The organism is Thiohalocapsa marina (assembly GCF_008632335.1).
Lineage (GTDB): Bacteria > Pseudomonadota > Gammaproteobacteria > Chromatiales > Chromatiaceae > Thiohalocapsa > Thiohalocapsa marina.
On sequence record NZ_VWXX01000027.1, the window covers coordinates 36,192 to 52,778 of the forward strand.

Here is a 16,587-nt window from a genome sequence, read left to right on the forward strand (position 1 = left end):
CCGTCCACCTGGAAACCGCAGAGGCACGGAGTAATCGCAGGGTGCGCAGAGAAGAACCAGAGGCGGTAATGCTTTGCGCATTCTCTGTGCCCTCTGTGCCTCTGCGGTAAACCGGCGCGATGGAGGGTGAGCGCCTCCGGGCTGAAGGCTGCTTCCCCTCATCGCCGTTCCTTGATCTCGATGCCCAGGGAGCGGAGCTTGCGATACAGGTGGGTGCGTTCCATGCCGGCCTCCTTGGCCATCTTGCTGACGTTGCCGGCGTGCTTGTCGAGCTGGTAGTCGAGGTAGGCCTTCTCGAACTGCTCGCGCGCCTGGCGCAGGGGCTGGTCGAAGGAGACCAGGCCCTCCAGGGGCTGGGCGGGGGCCGTCGCGGTGGAGCCCAGGGCGGTCTCCACCTCGGTCTGGGTGATCTCGTCGCCGGCGCCCAGGATCAGCACCCGCTGTACCAGGTTCTTGAGCTCGCGCACGTTGCCGGGCCAGTTGTAGTTGCGCAGGAAGTTCTGCGCGCCGACGCTGAAGCGCCGGTAGGGCAGTTTCTCGTGGGTGGCGAAGTAGTCGACGTAGAAGTTGAGCAGGTCGGGGATGTCCTCGGCGTGCTCGCGCAGCGGCAGGATGTGCAGCGGGACCACATTGAGGTGGTAGAACAGGTCCTCGCGGAAGCGGCCCTCGCGCACCTCTTCCTTCAGGTCGCGCTGGGTGGCGGCGATGATGCGCACGTCGATGGCCACCGGATCGCTGCCGCCGACGCGCAGGAACGAGCCGGTATCCAGCGCCCCGAGCAACTGGCTCTGGGCCTCCAGGTCCATGTCCGCCACCTCGTCCAGCAGCAGCGTGCCGCCGGCGGCCTGCTCCAGACTGCCGTAGTGCACATGGCCGCCTTCCTCGCTGCCGAACAGCTCGCGGGCGGCATTGCCGCGGGCGATGGCGGACACGCCCAGGTCGACGAAGGGGCGTTCGCGGCGGGCGCTCTGCGAGTGCAGGAAGCGGGCAAAGGTCTCGCGCCCGGTGCCGGGCTCGCCGGTGATCAGCACCCAGGTGTCGTGCTGGGCGATGCGCTTGACCTGTTCGCGCAGCCGCTGCATGGCGGCGGAACGGCCGGCGGGCTCGTGCACCAGCGGCGTGCGCCGACGCAGGCCGACGTTCTCGCGCACCAGCTTGTCCGCCTCCAGCGCACGCTCCACGGTGAGCAGCAGCTTGGCCAGGGACAGCGGCTTTTCAAGAAAGTCGTAGGCGCCGAGCCGGGTGGCCTCCACCGCCGTTTCCACGTTGCCGTGGCCGGACATCATGATCACCGGGCAGGGCAGGCCATCGTCCTCGGCCCATTCCTTCAGCAGGCTGATGCCGTCCAGGTCGGGCATCCAGATGTCGAGCAGAATGAGGTCCGGTCGGCGCTCGCGCAGGGCACGCCGGGCGGCCTCGCCGTTCTCGGCATTGGCGATGGTGTACCCCTCGTCTTCGAGGATGTCCCGTACCGTTTCGCGGATGTCTGGCTCGTCGTCCACGACGAGGATATGGGTTGCGCTCATGATTCTCCTGCTGGCCGGATCGGCGTCGCCGACGCGGAGGAATCAGCGCGCCACACCGGCAGTGTCGCCGTGAAGCGGGCGCCATGGTCCGCGTTCTCAACCCGAATGATACCCCCGTGCTCCTCAATAATCTTCTTGACGATGGCCAGGCCGAGTCCGGTGCCCCGGCTCTTGGAGGTGACATAGGGTTCGAACAGCCGGTCCATCAATTCCGGCGCGATGCCGCCACCGTTGTCGTCGATGACCAGTTCCAGCGCCGGCGATTCGTCGTCGGGCAGCCGGCGGGTGCGCACGCCGATGGCACCGTCGGTGCCGCCTTCCAGGGCCTCGCTGGCGTTCTTCAGCAGATTGTGCAATACCTGCCGCAGGCGTTTCGGGTCGCCGCTGATCAGCGCGCCGCCGGTGTCCAGCTCTACGGTCAGACGGTTAGGTCCGGCGCGGTAGAGTTCCAGCACCTCCGCGACCAGATCGTCCAGTGCGAAGGGCTCGGCCTGCATCTGCGGCGAGCGGGCGTAGTTGGCAAAGTCGTTGACCATGGCCTTCATGGCCTCGACCTGCTGCACGATGGTGTGGGTGGCGCGGTCGACCACCCGCGCATCGTCCTCGGGCACCTTCTTCAGCAGCTTGTGGCGCAGCCGTTCGGCAGACAGCTGGATCGGCGTCAGCGGATTCTTGATCTCGTGGGCCAGGCGCCGTGCCACCTCGCCCCAGGCGGCGTCGCGCTGGGCGCGGATCAGGGTGGTGATGTCGTCGAACACCACCACATGGCCCACCGGGTCGCCATCGGCGCTGGGCAGCGGGCTGCCCCGGCACATCAGCACCTGGCGCCCCTCGTTGCCGAACAGGGTCACCTCTTCGCGCCAGGCCTGTCCGCTGCCGATGTGCCGGCGCACGGTCTCGCCCCAGTGGGTGAGCCGCGGATGGGCAGACTCCAGCCGGTCCAGCGACAGCTCGGTGGACGGCGCCTCGGTCAGGCGCAGGATGTCCCGGGCGGCGTGGTTCATGGTGCCGAGGCGCAGCGAGGTGTCGAAGGCGACGACGCCGCTGGATAGGCGTCCGAGCACGGTTTCCAGATAGGCCCGCTGCTCCTCCACCGCGCGCTGGCTGCGTTCCAGCTGGTCGCGGGCCTTGGCGATGCGTCGGGTCATGGCGTTGAAGGAACCCACCAGAAAGGCCAGCTCGTCGTCATGCGCCGGCAGCGGTAACTGTTCCTCGTAATTACCGGCGGCCACCGAGCGGGTGCCGCGGGCGATGTTGGCCACCGGCGCCGCCAGCCGCTGGGCGGTGGCGAAGGCGGCCAGCAACGCGGCCATCAGTGCGAACACCAGCAGCAGGGATAGGGTCAGGGAGAAGCTGAACTTCAGCGAGCGGCGCAGGTACGACAGCTCGGTGTAGCGGTTGTAGGCCGTCTCCAGCCGCGTCGCCAGCTCGGTGATGCGCGCCGAGGTGGGAAAGATCGCCTGCATCAGCAGCGGCCGTCCGCGCGGGTCGTTGACCAGCACGCGCACGATCAGCTCACCGTCCTCGCTGGTCTCCAGGCCGACATGGTCCACGCCCATGCGCACGCCCTGCATGATTTCGCGTTCCGGGTGATTCGGCACCAGCTGGGTGGGGTCGTCGATGGCGGTGCCCAGCACCTGTCCGCCGGGTTCGTAGACGGTCAGCTCCAGCGCCCCGGCCTGGCGGCGCAGATCGTCCAGGGTCAGGGTCAGGGCGGTGGCGGAGCGGTCCTCGACGCCGGCGAGGATCTGGGCGCTGTACTTCATCAGCACCCGCTGGTTCAGGTCCAGCGAGGCCTGGTTCAGTGTCAGCGCGTCCTGCATGGCGCTGTCGATCTCGACGTCGAACCAGCTGTCGATCCCGCGCAGCAGAAAGCCCAGTGAATAGTAGTAGACGACCCCCAGCGGCAGCAGTGCGCTCAGCGAGAACAGCAGCACGATGCGTGCCGTCAGCCGCGAGCCGGTGGCCTGGCGGCGGTAGCGCAGCACCAGGCTGACCACGTTGAAGCCGACGATGAGCACCAGCACCAGCAGCCCCACCAGCACCACCGACAGCAGGGGCACGAAGGCGCGGCTCAGGGTGTCGGAGTTCTGCACCGCGTTGCTCATCAGGTGCAGCGCCACCAGCAGCGCCAGCAGCAGCAGGCCGACGCCAATGGCCCCAGGGTGCTTGACCCGCTGGCGCAGGCGGCTCATGGCGTCAGCGGCCACTTGGTCCACTCGGTGGATTGTTTCCAGGCCGGGTAGAGGTAGGCCATGGGCCGCAGGGGCAACGGCAGCTCCTCGATGTCCAGCGCGGCGCGGATGTGGACCTCGTAGCGCCGGTCCGGGTCGAGCCGGTCGTGGTCCAGCAGTTGCAGCTCCTGGATCTCGCCCAGGGCCGCCACGGCGGCATCACGGGTCACGTAGGTGCGGCCGCTCTCGCCCGGCAGGCGCGACACCAGATAGCGCTCGGACAGGGGCTTGTAGCGGATGCGATAGCGCAGGCGCTGGTCCACCAGGCTCTCGCCCCAGATCCAGGCGCCCTTTGGCCGCACCTGGATGTGCACCTCCAGGGTCAGGGGCACGCCATTGTCCAGGGCCTCCAGCGCGCGCTCGCTGAAGCGGTAGTCGATCTGCGCATCCATCACGTAGGTGCCGTTAACTAGCCGCGTGATCACCGAAGACACCGTGAAGCCCGCTTCGGAACCCGCATTCGCTCGGGCATCCGCAGCCAGCAGGGCCGCCATCGGCAGCATCGCCAGCAGCACTGACAGCAACAGCCCGAAGCGGGCAGGGCGCGTCGACGGCGTCATGAAGGGCTCGCCCCGGTGGTCTTCTCCAGCACCGCGTAGTAGAAGCCGTCGCCGCCGTCGAGCTGCGGCAGCAGTTGTCGGCCCGGTGTGTCGGCCGGGCCGGCGCCAGGGCCGGCATCAGGGCCGGCATCAGGGCCGGCATCAGGGCCGGCGCCAACGCTGTCGTCCCTGATGGGTCGCTCGCGGGCATCGGCATGGCGCGCCAGGAAGGCGCGGACCTGCTCCGCGTTCTCGTCCGGCAGCACGGAACAGGTGGCATACAGCAGCCGCCCGCCGGGCAGCAGCAGCGGCCAGAGGGCGTCGAGCAGGGTCCGCTGCGCCGCGACCAGGGCGGCGATGTCGCTGTCCCGGCGCAGCCACTTGATGTCGGGATGGCGGCGGATCACGCCGGTGGCGGAACAGGGTGCGTCCAGCAGGATGCGGTGGTAGGGGGCGCCGGGCCAGTCCACCGTCGGCCGGCTGGCATCCGCGGCCAGGCAGTGCGCCGAGAGTCCGAGTCGGTCCAGGTTCTGGCTCAGGCTCTGCAGGCGTTCGGGGTCGGTGTCGACGGCGGTCAGTTCCAGCTTGCCGCCGGCGCGCTCCAGCATGTGGGCGGTCTTGCCGCCGGGGGCGGCACAGGCGTCGAGTACCCGTTCGCCGGGCCTGGCGTCCAGCAGGGCCGCGGCCAGTTGCGCGGAGGCGTCCTGCACCGAGACCAGGCCGTCGTCGAAGCCGGGCAGGTCGCGGGTGGACACCGGCTGCTGCAGCTGCAGGGCGGCGTCGAGGTGGGCCAGGGCCTGGCTTTCGATGCCCTGCTGCCGCAGCCGTTCGCCGTAGTCGTCGCGACCGATCCGCAGGCGGTTGACCCGCAGTGTCATGGGTGCGCGGGCGTTGCTGGCGGTGACGATGGCCTGCCACTGCGCCGGCCAGGCGGTCTGCAGGCGGTTCAGCAGCCAGCTGGGGAACAGCCAGACGGCCTCGGCGTCCTGCTCGGCCCGCGCCAGCAGTTGATCGCGTTCGCGCTGGAAGCGTCGCAGTACGGCGTTGACCAGGCCGGCCAGCCGTGGCCGCTGTAGCAGCCGGGCGGCGGCGACGGTGGCCGAGACGGCGGCGTGGGGCGGCGTGCGCATGGCGCTGAGCTGATGCAGGCCCACCAGGATCAGCGCCTCGATGATCCGGTCTGCCGGTCGCAGGGGGCGTGACAGCAGTTGTCGCGCGATGGCCTCCAGTCGCCGCAACTCGCGCAGGGTACCGAAGCACAGCGCCTGCAACAGGGCATCGTCGCGGGGATCGAGTCCGACGGCCCGGGGTTTGCCGTCTGCGGATTGCCGGGTTGCGGATTGAAGGGCCGGGGTCAGTGAGCGTCCGTCGACACGCACCGCATGCACCACCCTGGCGGCCGCGGCGCGCACCTCGGCGCCGCTGGCACCGGCCTTTTTGCCCGCGTTAGCCAAGCAGGGCGCCGTCGAGGTGGCGTGCATTGCTGAAGTCCAGCGCCGACATCGGCCGTTTGCCTGGTGCCTGCAGCCGGGTGATACGCAGCCGGCCGTCGCCGGTGGCCACGTCGATGCCGTCCCTGCCCGTTGCCAGTACGCGGCCGGGTTCTGGCGCTGTTCCTGATGGCACGGCGGTGTCGACCTCCGGCCCCAACGCGGTGGCGGACCAGATGCGCAGGACCTCGTCACCGAGACGGGTCTGGGCCACTGGCCAGGGGTCGAAGGCGCGCACCTGGCGCTCCAGCGCGATGGCGGGGCGAGTCCAGTCGATGCGGGCCTCGTCCTTGCTGAGCTTGCGGGCATAGGTGGCCAGGGCGTCGTCCTGCGGGGTCGGCTGCAGGGTCTGGTCGAGGATGCCCGGCAGCGCGGCCAGCAGCGCCTCCGCGCCCAGGGCCGCGAGGCGATCATGCAGGCTGCCGCCGGTCTCATCCTTGGCCAGGTCGATGCTGCGCCGCAGGTAGACCGGGCCGGTGTCCAGGCCAGCCTCCATCTGCATGATGCTGATGCCGCTCTGCGGGTCGCCGGCGAAGATGGCGCGCTGGATCGGGGCCGCGCCGCGCCAGCGCGGCAGTAGTGAGGCGTGGATGTTGACGCAACCGAGCCTGGGGGCCTGCAGCGCCGCCGGGGGCAGCAGCAAGCCGTAGGCGGCAACGACCATCAGGTCTGCGTCGAGGGCGGCCAGTTGTGCCAGGGCGTCGTCGTCGCGCAGTGTCGCGGGTTGCTGCACCGGGATGTCCGCCGCCAGGGCGGCCTGTTTCACCGGCGATGGGGTGAGCTTGCGTCCGCGTCCGGCGGGCCGGTCCGGCTGGGTGTAGACGGCGACAACGGCATGGCCGTGCTCGATCAGCCCGGTCAGGGCGGGCACGGCGAAGTCGGGTGTTCCGGCGAATATGATGCGGGGTTTGCCAGTTTCCATTCCAGTGTCCGGTCCGGCTTTTACGGAGTCGGGTCTTCAGGGAAACGCTGATTTATTCAGCATTTCCCGTGCGGGGCAGGAGGCCCCGCCATTTTTAGCGGCGCAAGCCGCTGAAAATGAAGCGATTCGGAAACCGCGTTTTCGAATCGCGTTCTGATTTGGCCAGGATGGCCAATAAATCAGCGTCTCCTCAGGTCCCGGCCCGCCGTCCGGGCGGGCCAGGTGCGATGCCCGTTCGGCTGGCGAATATGGCTGCCGGTACCGGCTCAGATGGCGCGCCTGCGCTCGCCGGCGGCCGCCACCGGCGGTGCGTGGCGCTGCTCCTTTTCCAGCCTGCGCCGGATGCGCTGGCGCTTCAGCGACGAGATGTGATCGACGAACAGGCGACCGTCCAGGTGATCGATCTCGTGCTGGATGCAGACGGCCAGCAGGCCGTCGGCGTCCAGCTCGAACGCCTCGCCGTCGCGGTTCAGAGCGCGCACCCGCACGCGCTCGGCGCGGGTGACGGTCTCGTAGAATCCGGGCACCGACAGGCAGCCCTCGTCCATTTGTTCCTCGCCGTCGCTGGCGAGGATCTCCGGGTTGATCAGGCACAGGGGCTGGTCTTTCTCATCAGAGATGTCGATGACCACCACGCGCCTGGGGACATTGACCTGGATCGCGGCAAGCCCAATGCCGGGTGCCGCGTACATGGTCTCGAGCATGTCGTCGACGAGCCGGCGAATGGTATCGTCGACCCGCGACACGGGGTCCGCCCGCCGTCGCAGGCGGGGATCCGGGAAGGTCAGGATTTCCAGTTTGGCCATGATCTTGCGTGTGACTGTTTCGCGTATGGTAGGCACGGTGTGCTCTGCGCTAATATCGGCATCATACACTATGATGCAAGTTTGCTCTGCGCCCGGAGCCGGCGTTGTCACCGTACCCGTTTCTTTCGCCGTTGCTGCCCATGCTCCTGCCCTTGCTCATGCCCTTCCTGCTTCTGGCGTCGCTGCTGTCTGCCGTGCCGTCCTTGGCATTGGCCGCCCCGGCGGTGGAACTGGCGCCGGATGCGCCGGCGCGCTACGTCGTGCGGCCCGGCGACACCCTGTGGGACGTAGCCGGCCGGTTCCTGCGCGAACCGTGGCGCTGGCCCGAGGTCTGGGATGGAAACCCGGACATCGCCGATCCGGATCGCCTGCATCCGGGCGACGTGCTGCAACTGTCCCACCGCGACGGTCGCCCGCGGGTGGGTATTGCCCCCCAGGACGGGGAACTGCGCACGGTCAAGCTGCGGCCGCGGGTGCGGGTCACGGAGCTGGACCGCGCCATCCCGGCCATCCCGGTGAATGCGGTGGCTGCGTTTCTGCAGCGGCCGGTGGTCACGGACCCTGGCGACATCGATGATGCGCCCTACGTGGTCGGCTTCCCGTCCGGTCGTCTGCTCGCCGGGGCCGGCGACGCGATCCATGTGCGCAGGCTGCTGGTGGCCGACGGTGATCGCTATGAGGTGCTGCGTCCGGGGCAGGCCTACCGCGATCCGGAGACCGGCGAAGTGCTCGGCTTCGAGGAGGCCTTCGTGGCCTCGGCGCGGCTCGAGCGGGTGGGTGATCCGGCCATCCTGCAGGTGACCGCCTCCCGGCGGGCGGTGCAGATCGGCGATCGCATCCGTTCGGCGCGCGACGCCGAGCCCCTGCGCAGCTTCACGCCCAGGCCGGCACCGCGGGGCCTGAGGGGACGCATCATTGCCGTGCTCAATGGCGTGACCCAGATCGGGCAGTACGACGTGGTGGTGCTGAACCGGGGCAGTCGCGACGCGCTGGAGCCAGGCCATGTGCTGTCGGTCTACCGCGGCGGCGAATTGCAACGCGACCAGGTGAAGCGCCGTCGGGCGGACTGGAACTGGCGCAACCAGACGCCGCTGGACGCCGAGTTCTGGCTCGGCGACTGGGAGTTCGACGGCTGGAACCGCGACCGGCCGGATGCCAATGCGCCGCTGCCGCTGCACCGGCGCACGCTGCGTGAAGACGCAACGTATGTGGCGCCGGACCAGTACTCCGGCGACATCATGGTGTTCCGGGTGTTTCCGCGGGTGAGCTTCGCCCTGGTCATGCGCGCTACCCAGGCGATGCATGTGGGCGAGACCGTGTCGGCGCCGCGGGGCTCCTGAAGTGGCCATGACCGACAGCCAGCACACCCAGGACTGGCTCGTGCTGAGCGGGCTGCCGGGGGTAGGTCCGCGCACCATCGCCCTGTTGCTGCAGCGCTTCGGCACGCCGCGGCAGGTGTTGTCTGCCGGGCGCGCCGCCTTGCGGGAGGCAGGACTCGGCCAGGACGCCATCGACGCCGCCCTGCACCCCGACGAGGCCGCCGTGGCAGCGGCGCTGGCCTGGTCCGAACAGCCGGGGGCGAGCATCCTGACCTGCGACGACCCGCGCTATCCGCCATTGCTGGCAGCGCTGGATGCCGCGCCGCCGGTGCTGTTCGTGCGCGGGCGGGTGGACCTGCTGGCGGAGCCGCAGCTGGCCATCGTCGGCAGCCGCAATCCGACGCCGGGCGGTATCGAAGCGGCCCATGACTACGCCCGCTATCTGGGCGGACTGGGGCTGACCGTGACCAGCGGGCTGGCCATCGGCATCGATGCCGCGGCCCATCAGGGCGCGCTGTGCTCCGGCTGCACCATCGCTGTGCTCGGCACCGGCCCGGATCGCGTCTATCCCGCCGCCAACCGCGCGCTGGCACGGCGGATCGCCGACGAGGGCGCCCTGGTCACCGAGTTTCCGCCCGGCACCGGCCCCCAGGCCAGCCATTTTCCACGGCGCAATCGGGTCATCAGCGGTCTCAGCCTGGGCACGCTGGTGGTGGAGGCGGCGCCGAAGAGCGGCTCGCTGATCACCGCGCGCTTTGCCGCCGAGCAGGGACGCGAGGTGTTCGCCATGCCGGGCTCCATCCACAACCCCCTGGCGCGCGGCTGCCACGGCCTGATCCGCCAGGGCGCGAAGCTGGTGGACAGCGCCGACCAGATCCTGGAGGAGCTGAGTCCCCAGTTGCGTCGCTTCACCCAGGCGCAGCCGCCGGCGCCGGACCGCGCCAGGTCCGGAGCAGAGGCCGGAGCAGGGGCCGGAGCAGGGGCCGGAGCAGGGGCCGGAGCAGGGGCCGCGGCGAGCCGGCCCGCGGCGGCCGATGGGCTGGACCCGGACTACGCGCGCTTGCTGGCCAGCATGGGGTACGACCCGAGGGCGCCGGACGAACTGATCGCCCGCTCCGGCCTGAGCGCACAGGCAGTGTCGTCCATGCTGCTCTTGCTGGAGCTGCAGGGCCTGGTCAGCGCCCATGCCGGCGGCCGCTACAGCCTGCGCGGCGGTTAGCCGAAACCGCAATCCCGTAGGCAACGGGTATATACTGTGCGCACCGCAGCGGCCGGTCGGGCCGTTGCAGCCAAGGCTCGCCGCCCGAGGTTGATGCATGTACGAGAACATGGTCGATGTCCTGATCTATCTGTACGAGACGTACATGGACGGGGAGAGTGCGCCCCCCGAGGATCAGGATGCCCTCGAGAACGAGTTGTTCCAGGCCGGTTTCACCAGCGCCGAGATCGACCAGGCCTTCACCTGGCTGGACGAACTGGCCAGCCGCATGGAAAGCACGGAGTATTCCTCGCGCGGGCTGCCCGCCATGCGCATCTACACCGATGACGAGTGCCTAAAGCTCGACCTCGAAGCCCGCGGCCTGCTGCTGTTCCTGGAGCAGGGCGGCATCCTCGATCCCCTCAGCCGCGAGCTGGTCATCGACCGCGCGGTGGCCATCGACCAGACCATGGTGTCGGTGGAAGAGCTGAAGTGGATCGTGCTGATGGTGTTGTTGAACCGACCCGGCAAGGAATCCGCGCTGAGTCAGATGGAAGATCTGATCTACGGCGATCAATCGGTGTATGTGCACTGAGTGAGCGGCCAGCCGCGAGCTACCAGCCTCCGGCTCCCAGCTGTTAACCGCGGTCATGCAAGCCTTTTCGGCCGCTCTATCGAGCCGAGCCGCGAACAGCGCAGCGAAATTTTCTCATGGACGACATCGCCACGCCGCACGAAACCTATTTTCGTGAGAGTTTCAGCCGTCGCGAGGTCGCGCTGGATTTCCTGCGCGCGCAGCTACCGCCGGGACTGCTCGCCGAACTCGAACTGGACAGCCTCAGGATCGCCAAGGACAGCTACGTATCCAAGGAGCTTCGCGCGAGCTTCTCGGATCTGGTCTACCGGGTCAGGCAGGCAGGTGGCGAGTTGTCCGTCTACCTGTTGTTCGAGCACAAGTCCGTTCCGGAATACTGGACGCTGCTGCAACTGCACCGCTATATCGGCGCCGAGGGCGAGCAATATCGCAAGCAGCACCCGCAAGCGCGCACGCTGCCGCCGGTCTACCCGATGGTCATCTACCACGGCAAGCGCGCATGGAAGGCGCCGGCCGCGTTTCATGACATCATCGCCCCGCTGCCGGCTGCACTCGCGCCTTTCGTGCCGAGCTTCACTTACCATCTGGTCGACCTGTCCGAGCGCACCGATGCCGAGATCAAGGGCACGGTGCTCAGCCGACTGGTACAACTGGCACTGCGCTGGATCTACAGCGATACGCCGAGTGAACGCTTGCGCGATCTGCTCGCGCTGATCGAACGGATCGAAGACCGCGAGACGGCGGTGGAGATCCTGGAATCATTGCTGCGCTACTACGTCCAAGGGACAGGCTGCCTCGATGAGCCCGAGGTTCGGCAACTGCTGCAACAGACATCGACCGGAGACCCCGTCATGCAAACCTTCATCGACCGCTACATCGAGCAGGGCCGTGAGCAGGGCCGTGAGCAAGGCCGTGAGCAGGGCCGTGAGCAGGGCCGCCAGCAAGGCGAGGCCGCGATGCTGCTGCGCCTGATCGAGCGCAAGTTCGGCACCCCGAGCGAGGCCGTCCGCGCGCGCATTGTGGGCGCAGACGCCGAGACGTTATTGCTCTGGTCCGAGCGCATCCTGACAGCAGAATCCGTGGAGGCCGTGCTGCACTGAGCGGCCGCTCCACAGTTGCAGTGGCTGCGGACGGACTTGACGCGAGCCGGTCGCTTCGTATCTCCTAGATGGTCCTTGGAACAGCGTCAGCCAGGAGTGCCATGAATCTCGTCGTCGTCGAATCCCCTGCCAAGGCCAAGACCATCAAGAAGTATCTCGGACCCGAGTTCGAGGTGGTTGCGTCCTATGGCCATGTGCGCGATCTGGTCCCGAAGGAGGGGGCGGTCGATCCGGATCATGGCTTCGAGATGAAGTACCAGATCATCGACCGCAACGAAAAGCACGTGCAGGCGATCTCCCGGTTGCTGAAGAAGGCCGATGCCCTGTACCTGGCAACGGACCCGGACCGCGAGGGCGAGGCCATTTCCTGGCACCTGTACGAGCTGCTGGACAAGCGCAAGCAGATCGGCGAGCGGCCGGTGTACCGGGTGGTCTTCAACGAGATCACCAAGCGCGCGGTGAAGGATGCCGTGGACCACCCGCGAGAGCTGTCACAGCACCTGGTCAACGCCCAGCAGGCGCGCCGGGCGCTGGACTACTTGGTGGGGTTCAACCTGTCGCCGCTGCTGTGGAAGAAGGTGCGCCGGGGCCTGTCCGCCGGGCGGGTGCAGAGTCCGGCGTTGCGGCTGATCGTCGAGCGGGAGCTGGAGATCGAGGCCTTCCAGCGGCGCGAGTACTGGTCGGTGGAGGCGGATGTCAGCGCTGACGACCGGCCGTTCGTGGCCCGGCTGGTGGAGTTCGAGGGCGACAAGCTGGAGCAGTTCAGCATCACCGACGAGGCCCGCGCCCATGCCGTGGAGCAGGCGTTGCTGCAGGCCGCGGACGGTCGGCTCAGCGTGGACCGGGTCGAGCGCAAGCAGCGAAAGCGCAACCCGGCGCCACCCTTCATCACCTCGACGCTGCAGCAGGAGGCGGCACGCAAGCTGGGTTTCACCGCCCAGCGCACCATGCGCACGGCGCAGCAGCTCTACGAGGGGGTCGACATCGGCGGCGGGGCCGTCGGCCTGATCACCTACATGCGAACCGACTCGGTCAACCTGGCCCAGGAGGCCCTAGCGGAACTGCGCGACTATATCGCCGAGCGCTACGGCGCCGACCACCTGCCGCCCCAGCCGCGGCTGTTCAAGACCAAGTCGAAGAACGCCCAGGAGGCGCACGAGGCGGTGCGCCCGACCTCCATCCGCCATCTGCCGGCGGACATCCGGGCGCATCTGACCCAGGACCAGTTCCGCCTGTACGAGCTGATCTGGAAGCGCACCATCGCCTGCCAGATGGCCCACGCGGTCATCGATCAGGTGGCGGTGGACCTCGGCGCTGGCGCGGGCAACCGCTTTCGCGCCACGGGTTCGACAGTGGCGGAGCCCGGCTTCATGCGGGTCTACCTGGAGGGGCGCGACGATCCCACCTCGGCGGACGATGACGAGGAGCGCATGCTGCCGCCGCTGGCGGAGGGCGATCAGGTGACGCTGCGTGAGATCCGCCCGGAGCAGCACTTCACCGAGCCGCCGCCGCGTTACAGCGAGGCGTCGCTGGTGAAGGCGCTGGAGGAGTTCGGCATCGGCCGGCCGTCCACCTATGCCTCCATCATCTCCACCTTGCAGGACCGTGAGTACGTGGTGCTGGACAAGAAGCGTTTCATGCCCACGGACGTCGGCCGGGTGGTGAACAAGTTCCTGACCGAGCACTTCACCTCTTACGTGGACTATGACTTTACCGCCCGCCTGGAGGACGAGCTGGACGCGGTCTCCCGCGGCGAGGAGGACTGGATCCCGCTGCTGGAGCAGTTCTGGCGGCCGTTCAAGGAGCGCATCGATCATACCCAGGAGCATGTCGAGCGCAAGGACGTGACCCAGGAGCTGATCGACGAGCAGTGCCCCAAGTGTGGCGGGCAGCTCTCCAAGCGACTGGGGCGAAACGGGCTGTTCATCGGCTGCACCAATTATCCGGAGTGCGACTACACGCGTGATCTGCACGCGGACAAGGCGGACGCGGAGGAGCCGGATATCGTTGCCGGTCGCCGTTGTCCGGAGTGCGACTCCGAACTGGCGGTGAAACGCGGCCGCTACGGCAAGTTCATCGGCTGCACCGGCTACCCCAAGTGCAAGTACATCGAGCCGCTGGAAAAGCCCGAAGACACCGGCGTGACCTGTCCACAATGCGGCAAGGGCACGCTGCAGAAGAAGAAGTCGCGGCGCGGCAAGATCTTCTATTCCTGCTCCACCTATCCCAAGTGCGACTACGCCCTGTGGAACGAGCCACTGAACGAGCCCTGTCCAAGCTGTGGCTGGCCGGTGCTGACACTGAAGGTGACCAAGAGCAAGGGGGCGCAGAAGGTCTGTCCGCAGAAAGAGTGCGGCTATACCGCGGCGGCCGAGGACGAGGCTGAGGTTGAAACCGCGGGCTGAGCGGCCGGCCGCTTGCTTGTCGGCCACCGGGTTGCCCGCCAGGGCCTTGCCCGCGAGCGTCGGCCATTCGGCCCATGGCCTGCGCATGGCGGCGCGTGCCTTGGGGGCGGGGCAAGTCGTCGCCTACCCCACCGAGGCGGTCTACGGCCTGGGTTGCGATCCCCGGGATGTGGCTGCGGTGCGGCGGATCCTGGCCATGAAGCAGCGCACCGAGGACAAGGGGCTGATCGTCATCGCCGCGGACTTCGAGGCCTTGCTACCGTTCGTGGTGCCCCTGGATCCGGTGCGCATGGGGCGGATCCTGGCCAGCTGGCCGGGGCCGAGCACCTGGCTGCTGCCGGCGCGCGCGGAAACGCCGCGCTGGCTCACCGGTCGTCATGACACGCTGGCAGTGCGCGTCACAGGACACCCGATTGCAGCAGCCTTGTGTCGGGCCTGCGCAGGACACGGCGGTGCCCTGGTGTCCACCAGCGCCAACCGCAGCAGTCATCCGCCGGCGCGCCGGGCGCTTAAGGTACGGCTAGGACTGTGTCTGGGAGCGAATGTGGGGCTTCATGCGGGGCCAGACCTGATCGTCACCGGCGCCTGCGGCGGCGATGCCCGACCCTCCACCATCCGCGATGGCCAGACCGGTCGGGTGCTGCGGGGCTGACGTCAGTTGATGCCAGGGGCCGGCCTTAGGGACAGGACTCCATGTCGCCAGGGACCTCGCCCGTGAGCTTGAGGAAGCCATTGAACGGGCCCATGACCCCCATGGCCTCGCCCTTCGGGCCGCTGAACTTCAGCTTGCCGCTCATCATGGCCCCCATGGCACCACAGCCGAATCCGCCCTTGCCCATGCAGGCCCAGTGCTCGTCGGTGGCATGCATCAGGTAGTCCACCTTGTAGTTAGGGGTCTTGTTTTCCACCGCACCACCACGGCTGCAGATGGCCTTGCCGTCCTGGTTGGTGATGCTGATCTCCACCTTGCTGTCGGGGCCGCAGGCCTCGCGGTACATCTGGATGGTCTTGAAGCCGCGCCCGGCGTCGTTGGCGGCCCAGCGGTCGCCGCCGAGTTCGGTGGTCAGGGTAGCATTGGCGTTCCATGCCTTGCAGGCCTGGGCGGCCCAGTCGGCATCCATGAACACGGCCGCCTCTGCGCTAACGCTAAGGCCACCGATACAGGCCGCGAGTGCTGCAATCTTGCGTTTCATTCGACTCCTCCTCTTGTGGTGCTGGTTGTTATCTCAGGGGTGCGTACGTTCGATGAAGACCGCCGCGTCGCCCGCTGACGTCCGGAGCCTACGTCAGCGCGGCGCCGATTTCAATCGGCCAGGTGGCAATCCTCCGGTGGCACGCTGCCTCGCAAATGCCCCAAATGCCCCAAATGCCCCAAATGCACGCGCCAGCACCCCGGAACGCGCGCGCCTGCATCGCCCCGACGCCCGTCAGCCCCGCAGTCAGCCACGTAGTAGCCTAGTCTCAGCGAGCAGCCGTGACTTGGACGGCTGAGCCTGTGGGGCAGGCGACATCGATTGTTTCGCGGCCATCAAAGGATCTCCCAAAAGTCCAGCGTGGCTGCAGCTCAACGACGACGACGTGTGCATCGAGCGCACAGGTCGGTACCCTCAAGTGGGGCTGAAATGCCGTCCGCGTCTCGCTGGTGGAGGCTCTTCTGTTGGGACGCCATCATTATGTCGCTGTTTCGCGCAAGGCGCTTCTCTGTCTGAGCTGCTCGAGCAGCGACTCCGCGGCGTTGAAATCGTACTCCTCGAGCGCCGCCTGTAATTGTTCCAGCTCGGCCGAGAGTCCGGCCGCACTGAATAGATCCCGTTCCTCCGCAAGACGGGTGGCCGCGGCGAAGCTGGAGTCGGCGATCAAGCGCGCGAGCTCGGCGAGCACCTGCGCGACACGCTCGGGCTGGATCTGCTGCGCTTTCGCCGTCCGCACCTGCTGCGCCCTTGCCGGGGGCTGCGCCTGCGGCAGGCTGGCGATGGCCGTGAGGACCTGCCCGAGTGCCTGCAGGACCGCTGCCCTGGCCTGCGGTTCGGGTCGTTGTGACTTGGCCGCCGCCTCGAGCCGGACGCAGGCCTCCTGCAAGTCGACGGCGCCGATATTGCCCGCCACGCCCTTGAGGCTGTGGATGATGCGTTGCGCCGCCGTCCAGTCGCCCGCGGCGACGGCGGCGTCGTACTGCTCGAGGCTATTCGCTTGGCTCTGGGCGGTCTTGCGCAGCAGTTTGAGATACAGCGCACTGTTGCCCTGCACGCGCTTGAGGCCGGCGGCGGTGTCGATGCCGTCCAGCGCTGGCAGCGCAGGCAGCTCTGGCTCAGGTTTCTGCGCCTCTGACGCCACGAGCTGGATGGGCGCGGGCTGGATCGGTGCGCTGGTGGTCGACGCAGACGGCCTGATCCAGCGCGCCATGGTCGAGAACAGCTCGGCGACATTGATGGGCTTGGCGATGTGGTCGTTCA

The 16,587-nt window shown here is 68.1% G+C and carries 14 protein-coding genes; 6 read left to right on the plus strand and 8 right to left on the minus strand.

Going from position 1 to position 16,587, the window contains the following annotated elements; translation table 11 throughout:
- Positions 1 to 158: 158 nt before the first annotated feature.
- The 6 genes from F2Q65_RS14460 to def all read right to left on the minus strand — a co-directional run bounded on the left by F2Q65_RS14460 (position 159) and on the right by def (position 7,517).
- Positions 159 to 1,526 (minus strand): sigma-54-dependent transcriptional regulator, encoded by a 1,368-nt coding sequence (locus F2Q65_RS14460; protein WP_150094117.1) that lies wholly within the window; start codon positions 1,524 to 1,526, stop codon positions 159 to 161.
- A complete protein-coding gene (locus F2Q65_RS14465) occupies positions 1,523 to 3,721 on the minus strand; it encodes a sensor histidine kinase (protein ID WP_150094134.1) in 2,199 nt (732 codons plus the stop codon). Before F2Q65_RS14465 ends, F2Q65_RS14460 begins: the two co-directional genes overlap by 4 nt.
- Complete coding sequence (locus F2Q65_RS14470) at positions 3,718 to 4,320, minus strand: DUF4390 domain-containing protein (protein WP_150094118.1); 603 nt, start codon at positions 4,318 to 4,320, stop codon at positions 3,718 to 3,720. The genes F2Q65_RS14465 and F2Q65_RS14470 overlap by 4 nt, the downstream gene beginning before the upstream one ends.
- Complete coding sequence (rsmB, locus tag F2Q65_RS14475; protein ID WP_246156248.1) at positions 4,317 to 5,753, minus strand: 16S rRNA (cytosine(967)-C(5))-methyltransferase RsmB; 1,437 nt, start codon at positions 5,751 to 5,753, stop codon at positions 4,317 to 4,319. Before rsmB ends, F2Q65_RS14470 begins: the two co-directional genes overlap by 4 nt.
- Positions 5,746 to 6,711: a methionyl-tRNA formyltransferase gene (fmt, locus tag F2Q65_RS14480; RefSeq protein WP_150094120.1), complete on the minus strand. Its 966-nt coding sequence runs from the start codon at positions 6,709 to 6,711 to the stop codon at positions 5,746 to 5,748. Before fmt ends, rsmB begins: the two co-directional genes overlap by 8 nt.
- A gap of 266 nt (positions 6,712 to 6,977) precedes the next feature.
- Positions 6,978 to 7,517 (minus strand): peptide deformylase, encoded by a 540-nt coding sequence (gene def / locus F2Q65_RS14485; RefSeq protein ID WP_150094121.1) that lies wholly within the window; start codon positions 7,515 to 7,517, stop codon positions 6,978 to 6,980.
- Between the two features lie 140 nt (positions 7,518 to 7,657).
- Between def and F2Q65_RS14490 the strand changes: the two genes are divergently transcribed.
- From F2Q65_RS14490 to tsaC, 6 genes are all read left to right on the plus strand, one after another.
- A complete protein-coding gene (locus tag F2Q65_RS14490) occupies positions 7,658 to 8,857 on the plus strand; it encodes a LysM peptidoglycan-binding domain-containing protein (protein WP_422664605.1) in 1,200 nt (399 codons plus the stop codon).
- Positions 8,858 to 8,864: 7 nt separating this feature from the next.
- A complete protein-coding gene (gene dprA / locus F2Q65_RS14495) occupies positions 8,865 to 10,055 on the plus strand; it encodes a DNA-processing protein DprA (protein ID WP_150094122.1) in 1,191 nt (396 codons plus the stop codon).
- A 97-nt stretch (positions 10,056 to 10,152) separates the two neighbouring features.
- Complete coding sequence (locus F2Q65_RS14500) at positions 10,153 to 10,629, plus strand: Smg family protein (RefSeq protein WP_150094123.1); 477 nt, start codon at positions 10,153 to 10,155, stop codon at positions 10,627 to 10,629.
- Between the two features lie 116 nt (positions 10,630 to 10,745).
- Complete coding sequence (locus tag F2Q65_RS14505) at positions 10,746 to 11,729, plus strand: Rpn family recombination-promoting nuclease/putative transposase (protein ID WP_150094124.1); 984 nt, start codon at positions 10,746 to 10,748, stop codon at positions 11,727 to 11,729.
- A 101-nt stretch (positions 11,730 to 11,830) separates the two neighbouring features.
- Entirely contained in the window at positions 11,831 to 14,134 is a 2,304-nt protein-coding gene (gene topA / locus F2Q65_RS14510) for a type I DNA topoisomerase (RefSeq protein ID WP_150094125.1), read from the plus strand.
- An 85-nt stretch (positions 14,135 to 14,219) separates the two neighbouring features.
- Complete coding sequence (gene tsaC / locus F2Q65_RS14515) at positions 14,220 to 14,786, plus strand: L-threonylcarbamoyladenylate synthase type 1 TsaC (protein ID WP_150094136.1); 567 nt, start codon at positions 14,220 to 14,222, stop codon at positions 14,784 to 14,786.
- A 25-nt stretch (positions 14,787 to 14,811) separates the two neighbouring features.
- Here tsaC and F2Q65_RS14520 read toward each other — a convergent pair whose 3' ends face one another.
- Together F2Q65_RS14520 and F2Q65_RS14525 are read right to left on the minus strand one after the other, a co-directional pair.
- Positions 14,812 to 15,327, minus strand: a complete 516-nt coding sequence (locus F2Q65_RS14520) for an SCP2 sterol-binding domain-containing protein (protein ID WP_150094126.1) — start codon at positions 15,325 to 15,327, stop codon at positions 14,812 to 14,814.
- A 478-nt stretch (positions 15,328 to 15,805) separates the two neighbouring features.
- Positions 15,806 to 16,587: Hpt domain-containing protein (locus F2Q65_RS14525; protein WP_211354048.1), on the minus strand; the 782-nt coding region annotated here is incomplete at its 5' end.

What these genes read in the sequence shown, in the direction of transcription:
- F2Q65_RS14460 (WP_150094117.1), bottom strand. Translation starts at nt 1,526, where the DNA reads ATGAGCGCAACCCATATCCTCGTCGTGGACGACGAGCCAGACATCCGC.
- F2Q65_RS14465 (WP_150094134.1), bottom strand. Translation starts at nt 3,721, where the DNA reads ATGAGCCGCCTGCGCCAGCGGGTCAAGCACCCTGGGGCCATTGGCGTC.
- F2Q65_RS14470 (WP_150094118.1), bottom strand. Translation starts at nt 4,320, where the DNA reads ATGACGCCGTCGACGCGCCCTGCCCGCTTCGGGCTGTTGCTGTCAGTG.
- fmt (WP_150094120.1), bottom strand. Translation starts at nt 6,711, where the DNA reads ATGGAAACTGGCAAACCCCGCATCATATTCGCCGGAACACCCGACTTC.
- def (WP_150094121.1), bottom strand. Translation starts at nt 7,517, where the DNA reads ATGGCCAAACTGGAAATCCTGACCTTCCCGGATCCCCGCCTGCGACGG.
- F2Q65_RS14490 (WP_422664605.1), top strand. Translation starts at nt 7,658, where the DNA reads ATGCTCCTGCCCTTGCTCATGCCCTTCCTGCTTCTGGCGTCGCTGCTG.
- dprA (WP_150094122.1), top strand. Translation starts at nt 8,865, where the DNA reads ATGACCGACAGCCAGCACACCCAGGACTGGCTCGTGCTGAGCGGGCTG.
- F2Q65_RS14500 (WP_150094123.1), top strand. Translation starts at nt 10,153, where the DNA reads ATGTACGAGAACATGGTCGATGTCCTGATCTATCTGTACGAGACGTAC.
- F2Q65_RS14505 (WP_150094124.1), top strand. Translation starts at nt 10,746, where the DNA reads ATGGACGACATCGCCACGCCGCACGAAACCTATTTTCGTGAGAGTTTC.
- topA (WP_150094125.1), top strand. Translation starts at nt 11,831, where the DNA reads ATGAATCTCGTCGTCGTCGAATCCCCTGCCAAGGCCAAGACCATCAAG.
- tsaC (WP_150094136.1), top strand. Translation starts at nt 14,220, where the DNA reads ATGGCGGCGCGTGCCTTGGGGGCGGGGCAAGTCGTCGCCTACCCCACC.
- F2Q65_RS14520 (WP_150094126.1), bottom strand. Translation starts at nt 15,327, where the DNA reads ATGAAACGCAAGATTGCAGCACTCGCGGCCTGTATCGGTGGCCTTAGC.